17 protein-coding genes are annotated in these 15,352 nt (G+C 41.4%); 4 read left to right on the top strand and 13 right to left on the bottom strand.

Annotated elements, in window-relative coordinates:
• Positions 1–5 precede the first annotated feature (5 nt).
• The 9 genes from FYJ75_RS00505 to rho all read right to left on the bottom strand — a co-directional run bounded on the left by FYJ75_RS00505 (position 6) and on the right by rho (position 7,508).
• Positions 6–980: a Gfo/Idh/MocA family protein gene (locus FYJ75_RS00505; RefSeq protein WP_154427750.1), complete on the bottom strand. Its 975-nt coding sequence runs from the start codon at positions 978–980 to the stop codon at positions 6–8.
• Positions 981–1,076: 96 nt separating this feature from the next.
• Positions 1,077–1,922: an NAD(P)/FAD-dependent oxidoreductase gene (locus tag FYJ75_RS00500; protein WP_154427748.1), complete on the bottom strand. Its 846-nt coding sequence runs from the start codon at positions 1,920–1,922 to the stop codon at positions 1,077–1,079.
• Between the two features lie 135 nt (positions 1,923–2,057).
• On the bottom strand, positions 2,058–2,363 hold the full coding sequence (locus tag FYJ75_RS00495) for a type II toxin-antitoxin system RelE/ParE family toxin (protein ID WP_154427746.1): 306 nt from the start codon (positions 2,361–2,363) through the stop codon (positions 2,058–2,060).
• Positions 2,353–2,613 carry a type II toxin-antitoxin system Phd/YefM family antitoxin gene (locus FYJ75_RS00490; protein WP_154427744.1) on the bottom strand — a complete coding sequence of 87 codons (261 nt, stop codon included), beginning with the start codon at positions 2,611–2,613 and terminating at the stop codon, positions 2,353–2,355. The genes FYJ75_RS00495 and FYJ75_RS00490 overlap by 11 nt, the downstream gene beginning before the upstream one ends.
• A 179-nt stretch (positions 2,614–2,792) precedes the next feature.
• The gene (gene prfA / locus FYJ75_RS00485) at positions 2,793–3,869 is read right to left on the bottom strand and encodes a peptide chain release factor 1 (protein ID WP_154427742.1); all 1,077 of its coding nucleotides are present in this window, start codon (positions 3,867–3,869) and stop codon (positions 2,793–2,795) included.
• Between the two features lie 64 nt (positions 3,870–3,933).
• On the bottom strand, positions 3,934–4,761 hold the full coding sequence (gene prmC / locus FYJ75_RS00480; protein ID WP_154427740.1) for a peptide chain release factor N(5)-glutamine methyltransferase: 828 nt from the start codon (positions 4,759–4,761) through the stop codon (positions 3,934–3,936).
• A gap of 1 nt (position 4,762) precedes the next feature.
• The gene (locus FYJ75_RS00475; protein ID WP_154427738.1) at positions 4,763–5,674 is read right to left on the bottom strand and encodes a DUF1385 domain-containing protein; all 912 of its coding nucleotides are present in this window, start codon (positions 5,672–5,674) and stop codon (positions 4,763–4,765) included.
• Between the two features lie 71 nt (positions 5,675–5,745).
• Entirely contained in the window at positions 5,746–5,952 is a 207-nt protein-coding gene (gene rpmE / locus FYJ75_RS00470) for a 50S ribosomal protein L31 (protein WP_154427736.1), read from the bottom strand.
• A gap of 182 nt (positions 5,953–6,134) precedes the next feature.
• The gene (rho, locus tag FYJ75_RS00465) at positions 6,135–7,508 is read right to left on the bottom strand and encodes a transcription termination factor Rho (protein WP_154427734.1); all 1,374 of its coding nucleotides are present in this window, start codon (positions 7,506–7,508) and stop codon (positions 6,135–6,137) included.
• Positions 7,509–7,733: 225 nt separating this feature from the next.
• On the opposite strand from rho, the gene FYJ75_RS00460 reads away from it, so the two are divergent.
• Genes FYJ75_RS00460 through FYJ75_RS00450 form a run of 3 tightly spaced genes read left to right on the top strand, consistent with a single transcriptional unit; the run spans position 7,734 to position 10,386 of the window.
• Positions 7,734–8,885: an NAD(P)-dependent malic enzyme gene (locus FYJ75_RS00460; protein ID WP_154427732.1), complete on the top strand. Its 1,152-nt coding sequence runs from the start codon at positions 7,734–7,736 to the stop codon at positions 8,883–8,885.
• A gap of 3 nt (positions 8,886–8,888) precedes the next feature.
• Complete coding sequence (locus FYJ75_RS00455; RefSeq protein ID WP_154427730.1) at positions 8,889–9,845, top strand: TIGR01212 family radical SAM protein; 957 nt, start codon at positions 8,889–8,891, stop codon at positions 9,843–9,845.
• A gap of 25 nt (positions 9,846–9,870) precedes the next feature.
• Complete coding sequence (locus FYJ75_RS00450; protein WP_154427728.1) at positions 9,871–10,386, top strand: DUF4364 family protein; 516 nt, start codon at positions 9,871–9,873, stop codon at positions 10,384–10,386.
• 41 nt (positions 10,387–10,427) lie between these two features.
• Here FYJ75_RS00450 and FYJ75_RS00445 read toward each other — a convergent pair whose 3' ends face one another.
• From FYJ75_RS00445 to dapF, 4 genes are read right to left on the bottom strand one after another with little or no spacing between them, the layout of a single operon-like run.
• Positions 10,428–10,994 carry a flavin reductase family protein gene (locus FYJ75_RS00445; RefSeq protein WP_154427726.1) on the bottom strand — a complete coding sequence of 189 codons (567 nt, stop codon included), beginning with the start codon at positions 10,992–10,994 and terminating at the stop codon, positions 10,428–10,430.
• 30 nt (positions 10,995–11,024) lie between these two features.
• Positions 11,025–11,912: a 4-hydroxy-tetrahydrodipicolinate synthase gene (gene dapA / locus FYJ75_RS00440; RefSeq protein WP_154427724.1), complete on the bottom strand. Its 888-nt coding sequence runs from the start codon at positions 11,910–11,912 to the stop codon at positions 11,025–11,027.
• 32 nt (positions 11,913–11,944) lie between these two features.
• A complete protein-coding gene (locus tag FYJ75_RS00435; RefSeq protein WP_154427722.1) occupies positions 11,945–13,417 on the bottom strand; it encodes a UDP-N-acetylmuramoyl-L-alanyl-D-glutamate--2,6-diaminopimelate ligase in 1,473 nt (490 codons plus the stop codon).
• Positions 13,418–13,437: 20 nt separating this feature from the next.
• Positions 13,438–14,289, bottom strand: a complete 852-nt coding sequence (gene dapF, locus FYJ75_RS00430; RefSeq protein WP_154427720.1) for a diaminopimelate epimerase — start codon at positions 14,287–14,289, stop codon at positions 13,438–13,440.
• A 180-nt stretch (positions 14,290–14,469) separates the two neighbouring features.
• Here dapF and FYJ75_RS00425 point away from each other — a divergent pair, with 180 nt between their 5' ends.
• Positions 14,470–15,309 carry a helix-turn-helix domain-containing protein gene (locus FYJ75_RS00425; RefSeq protein ID WP_154427718.1) on the top strand — a complete coding sequence of 280 codons (840 nt, stop codon included), beginning with the start codon at positions 14,470–14,472 and terminating at the stop codon, positions 15,307–15,309.
• Positions 15,310–15,352: the final 43 nt, after the last annotated feature.

Below are 15,352 nucleotides of genomic sequence, written 5' to 3'. Positions count from 1 at the left end.
TCACCCTACTCTTCTTCCGGATATTTCATTCCCCAGTCTTTTCGGATCTGAGTCATCATATCCATAACATCTACCGTATAATCCAGATGCATGGAATCCTCTTTACCGGAAACAGCTTTTTCCATATCAAGTACTTCGTAAGAAAGCGCAAGGTCTGTGCTGCCTTCTTTTATCGTCTCCCTGTGTCCATCTGCGGTATATGTGATCACCGCTTCCTCTCCTCTCGGATACTCATAAATCTCTATATATCCTTTGTCAAATGCAATGGTTCCCCTCTTTGGCTGTTTTGCATGCAGCGAAAGAATTACAGTTGCCATCTCCTCCTCTTTATTCTTAAGAAGAATTCCCGCCTGCTCATCCACGCCGGTCGGCGCATACTTAACCTGCGATACTATCTGATCCGGTTTGGATGTCATAAACCACCGCACAAAAGAAAGTGCGTATACACCAATATCTAACATTGCTCCGCCTGCAAGGTTTCTGCTGAAAAAGCGGTTCGTCATATCATAATCTTTATAGCTTCCAAAATTCATCTGGATCAGCTTCAACGGTCCAAGTACTCCCGATGAAATGATTTCTTCCAGCTTCTTATAAACCGGCATATGATAAATTGTCATTGCCTCAGCTAAAATCACATGATTCTTTTTGGCAAGAGCCACTGCCTCCTCCAGTTCCTGTGCATTCAGCGTAATGGATTTCTCACACAATACATGTTTTCCCGCATTCAATGCTTTTCTCAAATATTCAATATGCGTGTTGTGAGGTGTCGATATGTATATAATGTCTACATTCTCATCCTCAAATACATCTTCGATACGATCATATACCTTTTCAATTCCATATTTCTGTGCAAAAGCGATTGCCTTCTCATGTGTCCGGTTCGCAACAGAGTACAGTTTACCTCCCTGCTCTTCCATTGCCTGTGCCAGCTGGTTTGCAATCACACCACAGCCCAGAGTTGCCCAGCGATATTCAATCATACTCTTACCTCCATCTGAAATTCTCAAATTTCTGTATTTTTTGCTTCTATATCATAACAAACCGGTTGCCGCATTGCAACTTTATGAAACAGGTATTTATTCTGCAAGATAAGAAACAACACTGTGTGCAGCAACATTCCCCTCACCTGCTGCTTTGGTATACTGATATGGTCTTCCCGTGCAGTCTCCGGCCGCATAACATCCCGGAAGATTCGTTGCCATCTGACGATCTGTCACAATATAACCATCTGCAATCTCCAATCCCGGAACAAGCGTTGCAGGCGCAATTGCATTTCTCAGACAGAAAATACCATCCACGTCTACTGTTTTTCCGCTTGTCAAACGGATCTGCTCCACATATTCTTCTCCACAGACTGCCTTTGGCATGTCCTTACAGATGGTAACATTTTCTTTTTCTATATTGCTTTCAAATGTTGGGAAATATAATACTTCGGAAGCAAGATCCGCAAGAAATTCCACTTCATGTTCGAATTTTGGTGCATTACATAGCACTGCAATCTTCTTTCCTTCATAAAGCCTTCCATCACAGGTTGCACAATAGCTGACTCCTCTTCCAAGCAGTTCCTGCTCTCCCTCTAACAATTTTGCTGTCATGACTCCTGTTGCAAGGATCAATGTTTTTGTCTGGTAGATCTGATTGTCTGCCAACACCATATAATAATCGCCGGCATGCATTACATTTGTCACGGTCTTCTCCGTGATCTCTAATCCAGCGGCTTCTATATGTTCTTCAAATCTTTTTAAAAGGTCTTTCCCACTGATTTCCGGAAATCCCGGATAATTCGTAATTTTTTCTGCCTTTGCCACTTTATCACTCAGTGTTTTTGCACCAAACCATACAAAATCCTTCTGATATGTTTTTAAATTTAGGGCAGCCGACAATCCCGCCGGCCCGGTTCCAATGATAATACAATCTAACATCTATATTCTCTCCAATTCTTTTTGTCATCTTTCTCTGATCTCTGCTTTATTTTACTATCTTCCTCCCAATTTTCCAATATTAAAAATTAGAGCCAGCCTTTCGACTGACTCTGAGCTCCCCAACCATATTACAGTTTATTTTGGATAATTCTCTAACTGATGAAAAATACCAACTACATTTACTACATCTGCCCTCACATCAAAAATGATAATATAATTCATCTGTGGCACAACTGCCTCACGATATCCTTTCTTAGCAAAATATGCATCTCTGCATTCGGGAAACTGAAAAGGATGGACCTCCAGCCTGTCATAGATTACATCAATACTATCTAACAGATGCTTCGCTGCCTGTTTATTCTTTAAGCGATAAATCAAATGATACACCAAATTATCAAGCAATTCATCGGCATGCTCTGTGACATTTAATTTATAAGCCATACTTTGCCCTCGTTTCTCTAAGCGCTGTTCTGGCATCCTTTACCTGTCCTGCCTCTATCTGCTTTTCAGATATCTCTATGTCTCTGTACATGGCAATCTGTCTCATGGTTGACTCATAAATCTCCATGCTCATAATTACCATATCGCCATAGCCATTTTTCGTAACATAAATTGGTTCCTCTGCCCTATGGCACATATCAGATATCTCCGATGTATTCTTCAAGTCTTTAATTGGAATTATTTGTGGCATAACATACACCTCCTTGTTTATGGTCTAATTATACCATAATTATATTCTTTTTAACTCTTTTTATTTATAAAAAACATAGTCAATCAACAGTTGAGGTTTTTAAAATACTTTCTATAGGTCTATGCATACATCCAAACAAAAAACACGGTCTTTTGACTATGTCAAAGACCGTGTAGGTTTTAGCCTTCATCCTGCATATTTGCAAGTTTCTTCGCCTGGTCGGCTGCAATACATGCATCAATGATCTCCTGAATGTCTCCATTCATGATCTTGTCCAGTTTATACAGCGTAAGGTTGATACGGTGATCCGTAACACGTCCCTGCGGGAAGTTATAGGTACGGATCTTCTCGGAACGATCTCCGGTACCGATCTGACTTCTTCTTGCTGCAGACTCTGCATCCTGTTTCTTCTGTAACTCCAGATCATACAGCTTGGTACGCAGTAAAGCGAATGCCTTTTCCTTATTCTGGATCTGTGATTTCTCCGTCTGGCTGTAAATTACAATACCAGTTGGATAATGGGTCAGACGAACTGCAGAGTCTGTTGTATTGACACACTGTCCACCATTTCCGGAAGCTCTCATAACATCGATTCGGATGTCTTTATCCTCAATCTTAACATCGACATCTTCTGCCTCCGGCATAACTGCAACTGTGATTGTTGAAGTATGGATACGTCCTGCAGATTCTGTCTCCGGTACTCGCTGTACGCGATGTACCCCGGATTCGTATTTCATCTTGGAATACACACTCGGTCCGGAAAGCATAAAGTTTACGGACTTCATTCCACCGATCCCGATCTCTTCCATCTCAAGAGTTTCAATCTTCCACTTCTGGCTCTCCGCATAATGGATATACATGCGGTAAATCTCAGCAGCAAAAAGCGCTGCCTCATCTCCACCTGCACCGGCACGGATCTCAACGATAACGTTCTTGTCATCATTCGGGTCTTTTGGAAGTAACAGGATCTTCAGTTTGTTCTCCAATTCTTCCAGACGTGCTTTCGAATCATTCAGTTCTTCTTTGGCAAGTTCTCTCATTTCCTCATCGGATTCTTCCTTTAACATTGCAAGGGAATCTTCAATATTCTGCTTGCACTGTTTGTATTCTTTATAGGTTTCTACGATTGGAGCAAGATCACTCTGCTCTTTCATAAGCTTGCGGAAACGTGCTGCGTCATTCGCAACATCCGGCTCACTTAATGTATTCATCAATTCTTCATAGTGACGTAAAGTATCATCTAATTTATCAAACATTCTCTTACCTCTTTCTTGATCAGCTTCTTAGTCGTTTTATCCATTGAAATTCTGCGCAGCAGTGCTACAACATTCCAATTACGACACGGTCATTACGAGCTAAGTCTTTTACCACATGTACATTTAAAAATCCTGCATATTTCATCATTTCGGAAACATCCTCACCCTGGTCATATCCGATCTCAAAGAGTACGTATCCTCCCGGGTTCAGATAATCCCGGCATTCTTTGATGATCTTCCTGTAGAAAAACAATCCGTCCTCTTTCCCATCCAATGCCTGAACCGGCTCAAATTCAGATACCTCAGGCATCAGTTTTACGATCTCATCCGTTTTGATATACGGCGGATTCGACACGATCATATCATACCGTTCCGTCACATGTTCAAACAGATCACTCTTCTCAAAATCAGCAACCACTTCATTCAGTTTTGCATTTTCCTTAGCCACGTTAATTGCCTGTTTGGAAATATCAAATCCACATCCGCTTGTATCTTTCGCATTTTTCAAAATGCTGATCAGAATGCAGCCGGAACCGGTGCACATATCCATAATCTTCATTCCCGGCTTTACAAGTTTTAATGCTTCTTCTACCAGTGTCTCTGTGTCCTGTCTTGGAATCAGCACATGGGAATTCACATGAAAAGTAAGTCCCATAAATTCCTGTTCTCCGGTAATATACTGAAGCGGAATGTGTTCCCCTCTTTTTTTCAGCAGAGATTTGAATTCTTCGATCTGCTCGGATGTCATCTCTTCATCCATATGCATGTAATAAAAATTACGGTCAATCTTGCATGCCATCTCAAGAAGCAGCCATGAATCAATTCTGGGATCCGATATTCCTACATTATTTAATATTTTTTCACCTGCAGCCACTGCCTCACAATAAGTCATATTACGCTTCCTTCTGCCATGCTCTCCAGTCAAATACTGCCTCTACCGAAGCAATTCCAACTTCAATCATCTCATCGTCCGGCTCTTTTGTCGTTAATCCCTGCATCCAGAGTCCCGGCTGGCTAAGTGCATTTACAAACCAGTTATCATATCTTCCTGCCAGACGGATAAATTCATAAGACACTCCCGCAATCACAGGAATCAGCACCAGTCTGAGCACCAGTTTCAATACCCTGGAATCCACCTGGATAAACATAAAGAAAAAGATACTGATCAGCATAACGATAAGCAGAAAACTTGTTCCGCAACGTTTATGCAGCTTGGAGCTTTTTCTTACATTCTCAACGTTAAGTTCCATGCCATGTTCAATGCAGTTAATACATTTATGTTCTGCACCATGATACATAAATACCCGTTTAATATCCGGCATCAGAGAAATGAGCGCAATATAACCAATAAAAATCACAAGACGGATAATCCCTTCGATCAATGCTAATATTGCTGATGACTCAATCATCCTGCCAAATATTCCCGAAAGATAATATGGAAGCACAAAAAAGATTGCAAGTGCTAATACAATGGAAAATACAACTGTTCCACCCATGACAGCAGCATCTTTTTTCTCATCCTTTTTCGTTTTCTCTTTTGGAGCTTTTCCCTCTTCTTCCTCTTCAAAGAAAGAAGCAGAATATGTCAGTGTGCTCATACCAAGATACAATGACTCTATAAAACTAAGTACTCCCCTTACAATTGGGAGATTACGTATTTTCTTATTCTGGATAATTCCCTTATATTCGGAGACTTTTATTGTAATCTCCTGATCCGGCTTTCGTACAGCCACGGCGTACTTTTCCTGATTCTTCATCATAACGCCTTCCATGACAGCCTGACCGCCAACTCCCGAATACCTCATATAAATTTCCCTCTTCGTTAAAAAAGGTTGAGATTTCGCAACCTCAACCTTTATCTGTACTACTAAAAAAATTAGTTCTGTTTCATACCATATTTCTTGTTGAACTGTTCGATACGTCCACGAGCCTGGTTAGCTTTCTGCTGTCCAGTATAGAATGGATGGCATTTAGAACAGATTTCTACGTGGATATCTTCCTTTGTAGATCCTGTTACAAATGTGTTACCACAGTTGCAAGTTACAGTTGCCTGATAATAATCTGGATGGATTCCTTCTCTCATGATTTTCACCTCTTCTATGTTCTTATCGTTTTATTGTCAGCTTCATTCTTCTATACCCGTATGCCCGATCCGCATATGATACTTGTTGCGAAGAACGACACGTTCGTCCGTTTACATCCCGATAAACAGCTTATTCATTGTAGCATACAGATATCACGATTGCAATACTTTATAGAAAAATTCTATAAGATTCTGTTTTTGCGTACCATCTGTATAAATTCGGCATTATTTCTCGTGTGAGCAAACATATTTAAGATATTCTCCACAGCTTCATCTGCCCGCATACCGTTAAACGCCTTACGCATATTATCCACTGCTGCTCTTTCGTCTTCATCCAGCAAAAGATCTTCTCTTCTTGTTCCGGATTTTACAATATCTACTGCAGGGAAAATACGCTTCTCGGAGAGCTTACGGTCAAGTACAAGTTCCATATTGCCGGTTCCTTTAAATTCCTCAAACACAACATCGTCCATCTTGCTTCCGGTATCCACAAGTGCTGTCGCAAGAATCGTAAGGCTTCCACCCTCTCGCATATTACGTGCTGCACCAAAAAAACGCTTTGGCATATGAAGTGCTGCCGGATCAAGTCCTCCGGATAAAGTTCTTCCGCTTGGTGGAACCGTCAGATTATACGCTCTCGCAAGACGGGTAATACTGTCAAGAAGAATCATGACATCTTTCTTGTGCTCTACCAGTCTCTTCGCCCGCTCGATTACCATTTCCGAAACACGTTTATGATGCTCCGGGAGTTCGTCAAATGTGGAATAGATTACTTCAACATTCTCTCCTTCAATAGCTTCCTTAATATCGGTAACTTCTTCCGGTCTTTCATCGATCAGAAGGATGATCAGATGCATTTCCGGGTTATTATGTTTTACTGATCTTGCAATTTCTTTTAAAAGTGTCGTCTTACCTGCCTTCGGCTGGGAAACAATCATGCCTCGCTGTCCTTTGCCAACCGGAGAGATCAGATCCACAACGCGCATTGCCACGCTTCCACCCGGTCTTTCAAGACGCAGTCTGACATTTGGGAAAATCGGTGTCAGATCTTCAAAGTTTGCACGTTTCTGCGCCTCTGAAGGTGGATATCCATTTACGCTTGTCACATATAAAAGAGCAGAAAACTTCTCGCCCTGATTCTTCACACGTGTATTACCACAAATGATGTCCCCGGTCTTCAGATTAAATCTGCGAATCTGCGATGGTGCAACGTAAACATCATTCTCTCCCGGAAGATAATTCTCACAACGGATAAAACCAAATCCGTCCGGCATTACTTCCAGTATTCCGTTCGCCATCTGTCCACTGTCCAGAGAAGCATTCTCTTCCCTTACCACATTGTCTGTGTTTTCTTTTGCCGCATAGAAATTCTTATGTTTTGCAGAGTTTGTATTCTCTCTTCCATTCTCTCTGCCATGTCCAAGTTCCTTCTCGTCCTCTTCCAGCATGCGTTCCACCAGTTCTGATTTCTTCATGCCTGATATGCCTTTCATTCCGCGCGCTTTCGCAAGGTCTCTCAGGACAACCAGTGAAAGACTTTCATATTTTTCTCTCATTTCAATCTCCTGTTAAATGATATATCATCCTGTTTTATTCTTTCATCTCTTAACTTGATATTCTGATAAAATATATGGGATACTATGTCTGAATTGACATTCGGATTCTTATGGTTTTCTATTATACACCAGTTCTTTGAAATTGAAAACACCTTTTTCCACAATCTTGATTTGTCTCATTTGAAATGGTATCATAGAACTTATCATACAGACAGGAGAATCACTATGGATAATAAAGAAAAAGCTTTACAATGTCACAAAGAATGGAATGGAAAACTTGAAACAATTGCCAAATCAAAGGTAAACAGCCGTGAAGATCTGGCAATCGCTTACACCCCTGGTGTCGCTGAACCATGTAAAGTAATTGCAGAGAATAAAGAAGCTGCTTATACCTATACCTGGAAAGCCAATACGGTTGCCGTTGTTTCCGACGGAAGTGCCGTTCTCGGACTTGGAAATATCGGACCTTATGCTGCAATGCCGGTCATGGAAGGCAAATGTGTCCTTTTTAAGGAGTTTGGTAACGTAAATGCGGTTCCGATCTGCCTTGATACTCAGGATACCGAAGAAATTATTGCCGCAGTTAAAAATATAGCTCCTGGATTTGGCGGCATCAACTTAGAAGATATTTCGGCTCCACGATGTTTTGAAATTGAAGAACGCCTGAAAGAAATGCTCGATATTCCGGTATTCCATGACGATCAGCATGGTACTGCAATTGTTGTTCTTGCCGGAATCATTAACGGACTTCGCGTAACCGGAAAGAAAAAGGAAGACTGCAAGGTTGTTGTAAACGGCGCAGGCTCTGCCGGTGTTGCGATCACACGTCTTCTTCTGACATATGGTTTCCAGCATGTAACCATGTGTGATCGTGAAGGAATCATCGGAAAAGACTATCCTGGTCTTAACTGGATGCAGAAAAAGATGACGGAAGTAACCAATCTTTCCAATAAAAAAGGAACACTTGCAGACGCATTAAAGGGTGCAGATATTTTTGTTGGTGTTTCCGCTCCGAACATCGTTACTCCGGAAATGGTTTCATCCATGAATAAGGATTCCATCCTTTTTGCAATGGCTAATCCGGTTCCTGAAATCATGCCGGATGTGGCAAAAGCTGCGGGTGCAAGAGTGGTTGGTACCGGACGCAGTGATTTCCCAAATCAGGTCAATAATGTAATTGCTTTCCCTGGAATTTTCAAAGGTGCTCTGGAAGGCCGTGCTACACAGATTACAGAAGAGATGAAGCTTGCTGCTGCAGAAGCACTCGCCCACCTCGTATCTGATGAAGAACTGAATGATGATTTCATTATGCCGGAAGCATTTGATCCACGCGTTGCAGAAGTTGTCAGCCAGGCTGTTAAATCACACATCCATTAATTTATGAATGCACAAAAACCACATACCGCTTCTCCCCTGTGGGGTGACAAGCGGTATTATTCTCTAAATTATTATCTGAAACAGACATATGGAGAAAAGGTATATCGTCTCTCTCTTGATGGAGGCATGACATGCCCCAATCGCGATGGCAGATATGCTACTACTGGTTGTTCTTTTTGCAGTCTCGGAGGATCCGGAGATTTTGCAGCTTCAAAAACGCTCACCATTCCAGAACAATTACTGGAAGCCCGTGAACGCATCCAATCCAAAACAAACTGCCACAAATTTATCGCTTATTTTCAGGCATATACGAATACTTATGCACCAGTTTCTTATTTAAGGAAAATCTTCACAGCGGCAATTTCCGATCCACAGGTCGTTGCTTTGTCGATCGGAACAAGAAGCGACTGTCTCTCCAATGAGATCCTGGATCTTTTGAGCGAACTGAATCAGATCAAACCGGTCTGGATTGAACTTGGACTTCAAACGATCCATAATCAGACACTTCAGAAGCTGAACACGCATACTACCTTCGAACAGTTTGAATGGGCCAGACAATCTCTTCGCAAACGCGGCCTGTCGGTGATCGCCCATCTGATTCTCGGACTTCCCGGTGAAACGAAAGATATGATGCTGCAGTCTGTCGAATATATCGCTCACTCTGATATCCAGGGAATAAAATTGCAGCTTTTGCATATTTTAAAAGGAACCGCTCTCTCCGATCAGTATGCTGCAGAACCATTTCCTCTATTTACATTAGACGAATATTGTGATCTGATCGTTGACTGTATTGAACGGCTCCCGGAGCAAATTGTTATCCACCGCATCACAGGCGATGGTCCAAGGAAGCTTCTTGTAGCGCCATTATGGAGCACCGATAAAAAACGTGTTTTAAACACCATTCAGAAACGTTTTCTGGAACGTGATACCTGGCAGGGAAAATTTTACTGTCCTTCATGATCAAACATAAAAGGAGGCTTTTATCATGGCAGAACCATTTACAATCTATAAACTAACCATTTTAAATATGCTGGATAAAGCAGGGTTTCCACTAACCAATACACAGATTTCCAATTTCTTCCTTGAACTGGAATACACCGATTACTTCCGCGTCCAGCAGGTCATCGGAGACCTCGTTGATGCCGATCTGATTCTTGCTGAATCCACACATTCCAACACCCAGTATACGATTACTGCTGCCGGTCGTGAAACACTTGGCTTTTTTAAAGACAAGATTACCGATGCAATCGAGGCTGACATCTATAAATATTTTGAAAAAAACAAGATGGTGCTTCGCAAGGAAAATGCAATTCTCGCAGATTATTACCGCACACCGAATCACGATTATGCGGTTCGATGTCAGGTAAAATCCGAGGGCAACACCGTCGTAGATCTTACCTTGTCTGTAAAAAACAAAGATCAGGCGGAGGCTATCTGCAATAACTGGAAAAAAGAAAACGAAGATATCTACGCATATCTTATGGATCATCTTCTCAAATAAAATCAGCCGGGAAACTCTCCCGGCTGATCTGTTTTCACATCTTATTTATTTTTCTGGATACTGTATCCAAATTTTCCTAATTTCTCACCCATAAGAAAATATTCTCCATGCGAATACATAACCAGTCCGGTCTCATTGATATGAAATCTTCCGGTCTCATCCATATGAGCATCATCGATTGTAACGCCCACAACCTCTGCTAAAAACATGGTATGACTTCCAAGCGGTCTGGTTTCCACTACCTTGCATGCAATGTTTACCGGACTTTCCGCAATTCCCGGGGCATTGACATTCTGCATGGTAAGTGGTGTGAGATTCATTTTTTCAAATTTATCCACATCTCTTCCACTTGTCACGCCACAATAATCGCAGGCTTTCACAAGCTCCTTTGTTGTAAGATTAATCACGAATTCTCCGGTTTCCTCTATCATATGATAGGAATAGCGTTCCGGTCTTACGGATATGGACACCATTGGTGGATTCGTACATACCGTCCCAGCCCAGGCAATTGTAATAATATTTCTTTTTCCAGCTTTATCTGCCACGCTGACCATTACTGCCGGAACAGGATTTAACATATTACCTGGTTTCCAATTCTGTTTTCCCATATTGTTCTCCTATTGTATATTTTCATTTCTTTATGAAAGAACTCCTGCTTTTTTCATTTCACGTTCCAGCAGTTCTTTATGTGCTGCAGACAGCTCTGTCAGAGGAAGCCGCAGACCGCCGGCCTGATATCCCATCATGTTTGCTGCCCATTTAACCGGAATCGGATTCACTTCGCAAAACAGTGCATGAATCAGATCGAGATATTTCAGCTGCAGTTCAAGCGCTTTTTTGGTATTTCCATTTAGATATTCCATAACCATATCATGTGCGTCCTGCGGAACAACATTAGAAAGAACCGAAATCACTCCGATTCCTCCCAGTGAAAGGATCGGAATTACCTGATCATCATTTCCGGAATAAATATCAAGCTTTCCTTTCACGCAGGCAGCAAGCTTTGCAATCTGGGAAATATCGCCACTTGCTTCCTTGATTCCGACAATGTTTTCTACCTCATCTGCCAGGCGGGCAGCTGTTTCCGGAAGAATATTACATCCGGTTCTGGATGGTACATTATACATAATAATCGGAAGTTTTACACTTTGTGCGATCGTCTTGTAATGCTCGATCAGTCCTTCCTGTGTTGCCTTGTTGTAAAACGGCGTTACAACCAGCAGACCATCTACGCCCAGCTCTTGTGCTTTCATCGAAAGTTCTACTGCCGTCTGTGTACAATTTGCTCCGGTTCCCGCAATAACCGGTATTCTGTGTGCAATCTTTTCTACGGTAAAACGGATCACTTCTGTCCGTTCTTCCATCGACATCGTTACAGGCTCTCCGGTTGTTCCGCATACAATAATCGCATCCGTATGACCTTGTACCTGTGCTTCCAGCATCCTGCCGAGTTCTTCATAATTCACACTTTTATCTTCATGAAACGGAGTAATCATTGCCACTCCTGCACCTTTAAAAATTGCCATAGAGTCTCTCCCCTTATCGATTCCATTTATATTTAAAGTTTTAAATCCGGATTCTCTTTTATAATGTCTGCAATCAGTTCCCGTTCATCCATATGATGTTTTACGCCCTTAATTTCCTGGTAATCTTCATGTCCTTTTCCAGCAAGCACAATAATATCTCCATCCTGTGCATTTTTCATGCAATAAGCAATTGCTTCTTTGCGATCCGGGATTGTTACGTATTTTCCATCGGCCTTGTGTACTCCCACCAGAATATCCTCGATAATTGCCATCGGGTCTTCATTTCTTGGATTATCCGACGTTACAACAGTCAGATCCGCCAGTTTTGAAGATACTTCACCCATCTCATATCTTCTTGATTTGGCACGATTTCCTCCACATCCAAACAAACATACCAGTCTTCCCGGTTCATATTCCTTTAATGTTGTAAGAAGACTCTCTAAAGACATTGCATTATGCGCATAATCGATCATTAACGTATAACGTCTGGTTACCGGAACAATTTCAATCCGGCCTTTTACACTGACATGAAACAGTGCTTCTTTAATTTTATCGACCGATACTCCAAAATGATTGCAGATTGCAATTGCTGTCAGGGAATTATATACACTGAAACTTCCCGGTACATTTACTTCCACATCAAAATTCATAAGACCGCTTACATGATAGCGAACGCCAAGTGCACCATGTTCCTTCTTCAGTTCCACATGTTCCGCACGCAGATCATTCTCCTTCTGATATCCGAATGTCTGCACCTCACAGGTATGCCCCTCTAAGATGCCCTGAAGATGCTCGCTGTCCCCGTTAAATATTCCAAGTCTGCACTGACGGAATAACAGACTTTTACAATGCATATAATCAGCAAAGTCTTTATGTTCATTTTCTCCGATGTGATCTGGCTCAAGATTGGTAAACACACCGATATCAAATGCAAAACCGGATACGCGGTGCAGCATCAACGCCTGTGATGAGACTTCCATAACAACCGCATCCATGCCGGCCTCAACCATCCGGTGAAAATAATCCTGAACAACATAGGACTCCGGAGTTGTATTTGCTGATGGGATATGCTCATCCCCGATGATTGTCTCGATTGTACCGATTAATCCAGTCTTAATTCCCGCAGATTCCAGAATCGATTTCACCATATAAGTTGTTGTTGTTTTACCTTTTGTTCCAGTAATTCCGATTGTTTTTAACTTTTTTGACGGATAATCAAAATATGCTGCAGACATACATGCCAATGCCAGACGGCTGTCAGCAACTTTTACAACAGTAACACCATCCGGAACCGTTACATCTTTCTCAACGATTACTGCTGCTGCACCTTTTTCCACAACATCCGGGATAAAATCATGCGCATCCCGAACCGTTCCCGAAATACACACAAATACCGATCCTTTTTCCACTTTTCTTGAATCATAGACAAGTGTTGTAATTTCTGTATTCAGGCTTCCTGCCACAAGCTCATATTCTAAATTTTCTAATAATTTTGCAATCTGCATATCTTTTCCTCTTCTCTATTCTATTCACATTTCATAGTACTGTTCTCAATTTCACCATGGAACACTTCTGTTGCAGGTCCTGTCATAAAAATATGATTTGCAGCTCTGTCATACTCGATCACAAGATCTCCACCCTTTAAGTGTACCAGAACTTTGTCTTCTGTGTAACCATTTAAAATACACGCCATGACCGTAGCACAGGTTCCAGTTCCGCACGCCCATGTTTCATCCGATCCACGTTCCCATACCCGCATCGATACTTCGTTTCTTGATATTAGTTCACAGAATTCGGTGTTCGTACGTTTTGGAAAACGTTCATGTTTTTCAAATAATGGACCTGTCTTTTCGATTTCAAAATCGGCCAGATTCTTTACAAATACCACCGCATGCGGATTTCCCATTGATACACAGGTCATTCTCCATTCTTTTCCACCCACAATGATCGGTTCATCTACTACCGGCGTTTTATCTGCAATTACAGGAATCTTCTCCGGTTCGAGAATCGGCTCTCCCATGTCCACTCGGACACTCTCCACTTTGTCATCGGTCACGGTAAGCTCAAGGGTTTTTACGCCTGCTCCTGTTTCTACCGTAATCTCTGTTTTATCTGTCAGCTTATGATCATATACGTATTTTGCAACACACCGGATTCCATTTCCGCACATTTCAGCCTCTGATCCGTCTGCGTTATAGATTCTCATTCGAAAATCTGCCAGTTCTGACGGTCCGATCGTAATCAGACCATCAGATCCAATTCCAAAATGACGGTCACTCACAAATTTAGAAACCGCTGCTGGATCTTTCACTGTTTCTTCAAATAAATTCACATATACATAATCATTTCCGCATCCGTGCATCTTTGTAAATTTCATATATTCACCTGTTCCTTTCCGTTGTCATCATTTATCTTTCACTTTTGATTTAGCCATTCTATCTTTTATATTATAACCGGCACTATTTGTGCAAAATACCTCGTAAGTGCTAAATACATTGCAAATCGTGTCATTTTGTTTTATCATGTTATCAGATTACAAATTTTATCCGGAGGGTTTATGCATAAATATGAAAAAACCGGTTATCTGACCGATAATTTTAAAATTTTTCATCTGATCGATTCTGATATGCCTGAAATAGATTTTCACTTTCATGATTTCCATAAAATTTTAATCTGTCTCAGTGGAAATATCTCATACTGCATTGAAGGACGTACCTATGATCTTCGTCCAAATGATATTGTATTCGTCAATGCCGGAGAAGTTCATCGCCCTATCATTCATGATACTACGCCATATGAGCGCATTATCTTTTATATTTCCAGAAATTATCTGGAAGATTATCAGGAAAAAGATAATGATCTGGCGCTCTGCTTCAAAAGTGCACACAAAAACCAGTCACATGTACTACGTGTACATACATTTGCAACCAGCAAGTTAGGCGTGATCACCCGTGATCTGGAACATTCATTTCAAGAGGATGAATATGCCAATGAGCTTTATCACAATATCCTGTTTCTGGAATTTATGATCCATCTGAACCGGGCAGCACTGCACAACGGGGTTGAATATATTACCAATACTTCGTCCAATCAGAAAATTCTTGCAATCATCGATTATCTGAATGAGCATCTGACAGAGGATATCAACATTGATTATCTTGCATCGAATTTTTACCTGAGCCGTTATTATCTGATGCATACGTTTAAAGAAGAAACCGGTTATACGATTGGCAACTATCTGACCACCAAGCGTCTGTTACTTGCAAAAGACCTGATTGCCGGCGGAATGCCAATTACGGAAGCCTGTTACGAATGCGGCTTCCGCAACTATTCTACTTTTTCCCGTGCATACAAAAAGAATTTTGGAAGCAACCCAAGAGAACAGCTTCAAACTTAATTTCATAAACTTCCTATAGAGCTGGAAAAAGGAGTGCTGTCCA

The sequence above is a fragment of the Roseburia porci genome (assembly GCF_009695765.1).
Lineage (GTDB): Bacteria > Bacillota > Clostridia > Lachnospirales > Lachnospiraceae > Roseburia > Roseburia porci.
Note: the sequence above shows the minus strand (reverse complement) of the source record. Positions and strands in the feature narration are given on the sequence as shown.

Bases quoted from the DNA above. Each gene is read 5' to 3' on its own strand.
- FYJ75_RS00505 (WP_154427750.1), bottom strand. From the start codon at position 980: ATGATTGAATATCGCTGGGCAACTCTGGGCTGTGGTGTGATTGCAAAC.
- FYJ75_RS00500 (WP_154427748.1), bottom strand. From the start codon at position 1,922: ATGTTAGATTGTATTATCATTGGAACCGGGCCGGCGGGATTGTCGGCT.
- FYJ75_RS00495 (WP_154427746.1), bottom strand. From the start codon at position 2,363: ATGGCTTATAAATTAAATGTCACAGAGCATGCCGATGAATTGCTTGAT.
- FYJ75_RS00490 (WP_154427744.1), bottom strand. From the start codon at position 2,613: ATGCCACAAATAATTCCAATTAAAGACTTGAAGAATACATCGGAGATA.
- prfA (WP_154427742.1), bottom strand. From the start codon at position 3,869: ATGTTTGATAAATTAGATGATACTTTACGTCACTATGAAGAATTGATG.
- prmC (WP_154427740.1), bottom strand. From the start codon at position 4,761: ATGACTTATTGTGAGGCAGTGGCTGCAGGTGAAAAAATATTAAATAAT.
- FYJ75_RS00475 (WP_154427738.1), bottom strand. From the start codon at position 5,674: ATGAGGTATTCGGGAGTTGGCGGTCAGGCTGTCATGGAAGGCGTTATG.
- rpmE (WP_154427736.1), bottom strand. From the start codon at position 5,952: ATGAGAGAAGGAATCCATCCAGATTATTATCAGGCAACTGTAACTTGC.
- rho (WP_154427734.1), bottom strand. From the start codon at position 7,508: ATGAGAGAAAAATATGAAAGTCTTTCACTGGTTGTCCTGAGAGACCTT.
- FYJ75_RS00460 (WP_154427732.1), top strand. From the start codon at position 7,734: ATGGATAATAAAGAAAAAGCTTTACAATGTCACAAAGAATGGAATGGA.
- FYJ75_RS00455 (WP_154427730.1), top strand. From the start codon at position 8,889: ATGAATGCACAAAAACCACATACCGCTTCTCCCCTGTGGGGTGACAAG.
- FYJ75_RS00450 (WP_154427728.1), top strand. From the start codon at position 9,871: ATGGCAGAACCATTTACAATCTATAAACTAACCATTTTAAATATGCTG.
- FYJ75_RS00445 (WP_154427726.1), bottom strand. From the start codon at position 10,994: ATGGGAAAACAGAATTGGAAACCAGGTAATATGTTAAATCCTGTTCCG.
- dapA (WP_154427724.1), bottom strand. From the start codon at position 11,912: ATGGCAATTTTTAAAGGTGCAGGAGTGGCAATGATTACTCCGTTTCAT.
- FYJ75_RS00435 (WP_154427722.1), bottom strand. From the start codon at position 13,417: ATGCAGATTGCAAAATTATTAGAAAATTTAGAATATGAGCTTGTGGCA.
- dapF (WP_154427720.1), bottom strand. From the start codon at position 14,289: ATGAAATTTACAAAGATGCACGGATGCGGAAATGATTATGTATATGTG.
- FYJ75_RS00425 (WP_154427718.1), top strand. From the start codon at position 14,470: ATGCATAAATATGAAAAAACCGGTTATCTGACCGATAATTTTAAAATT.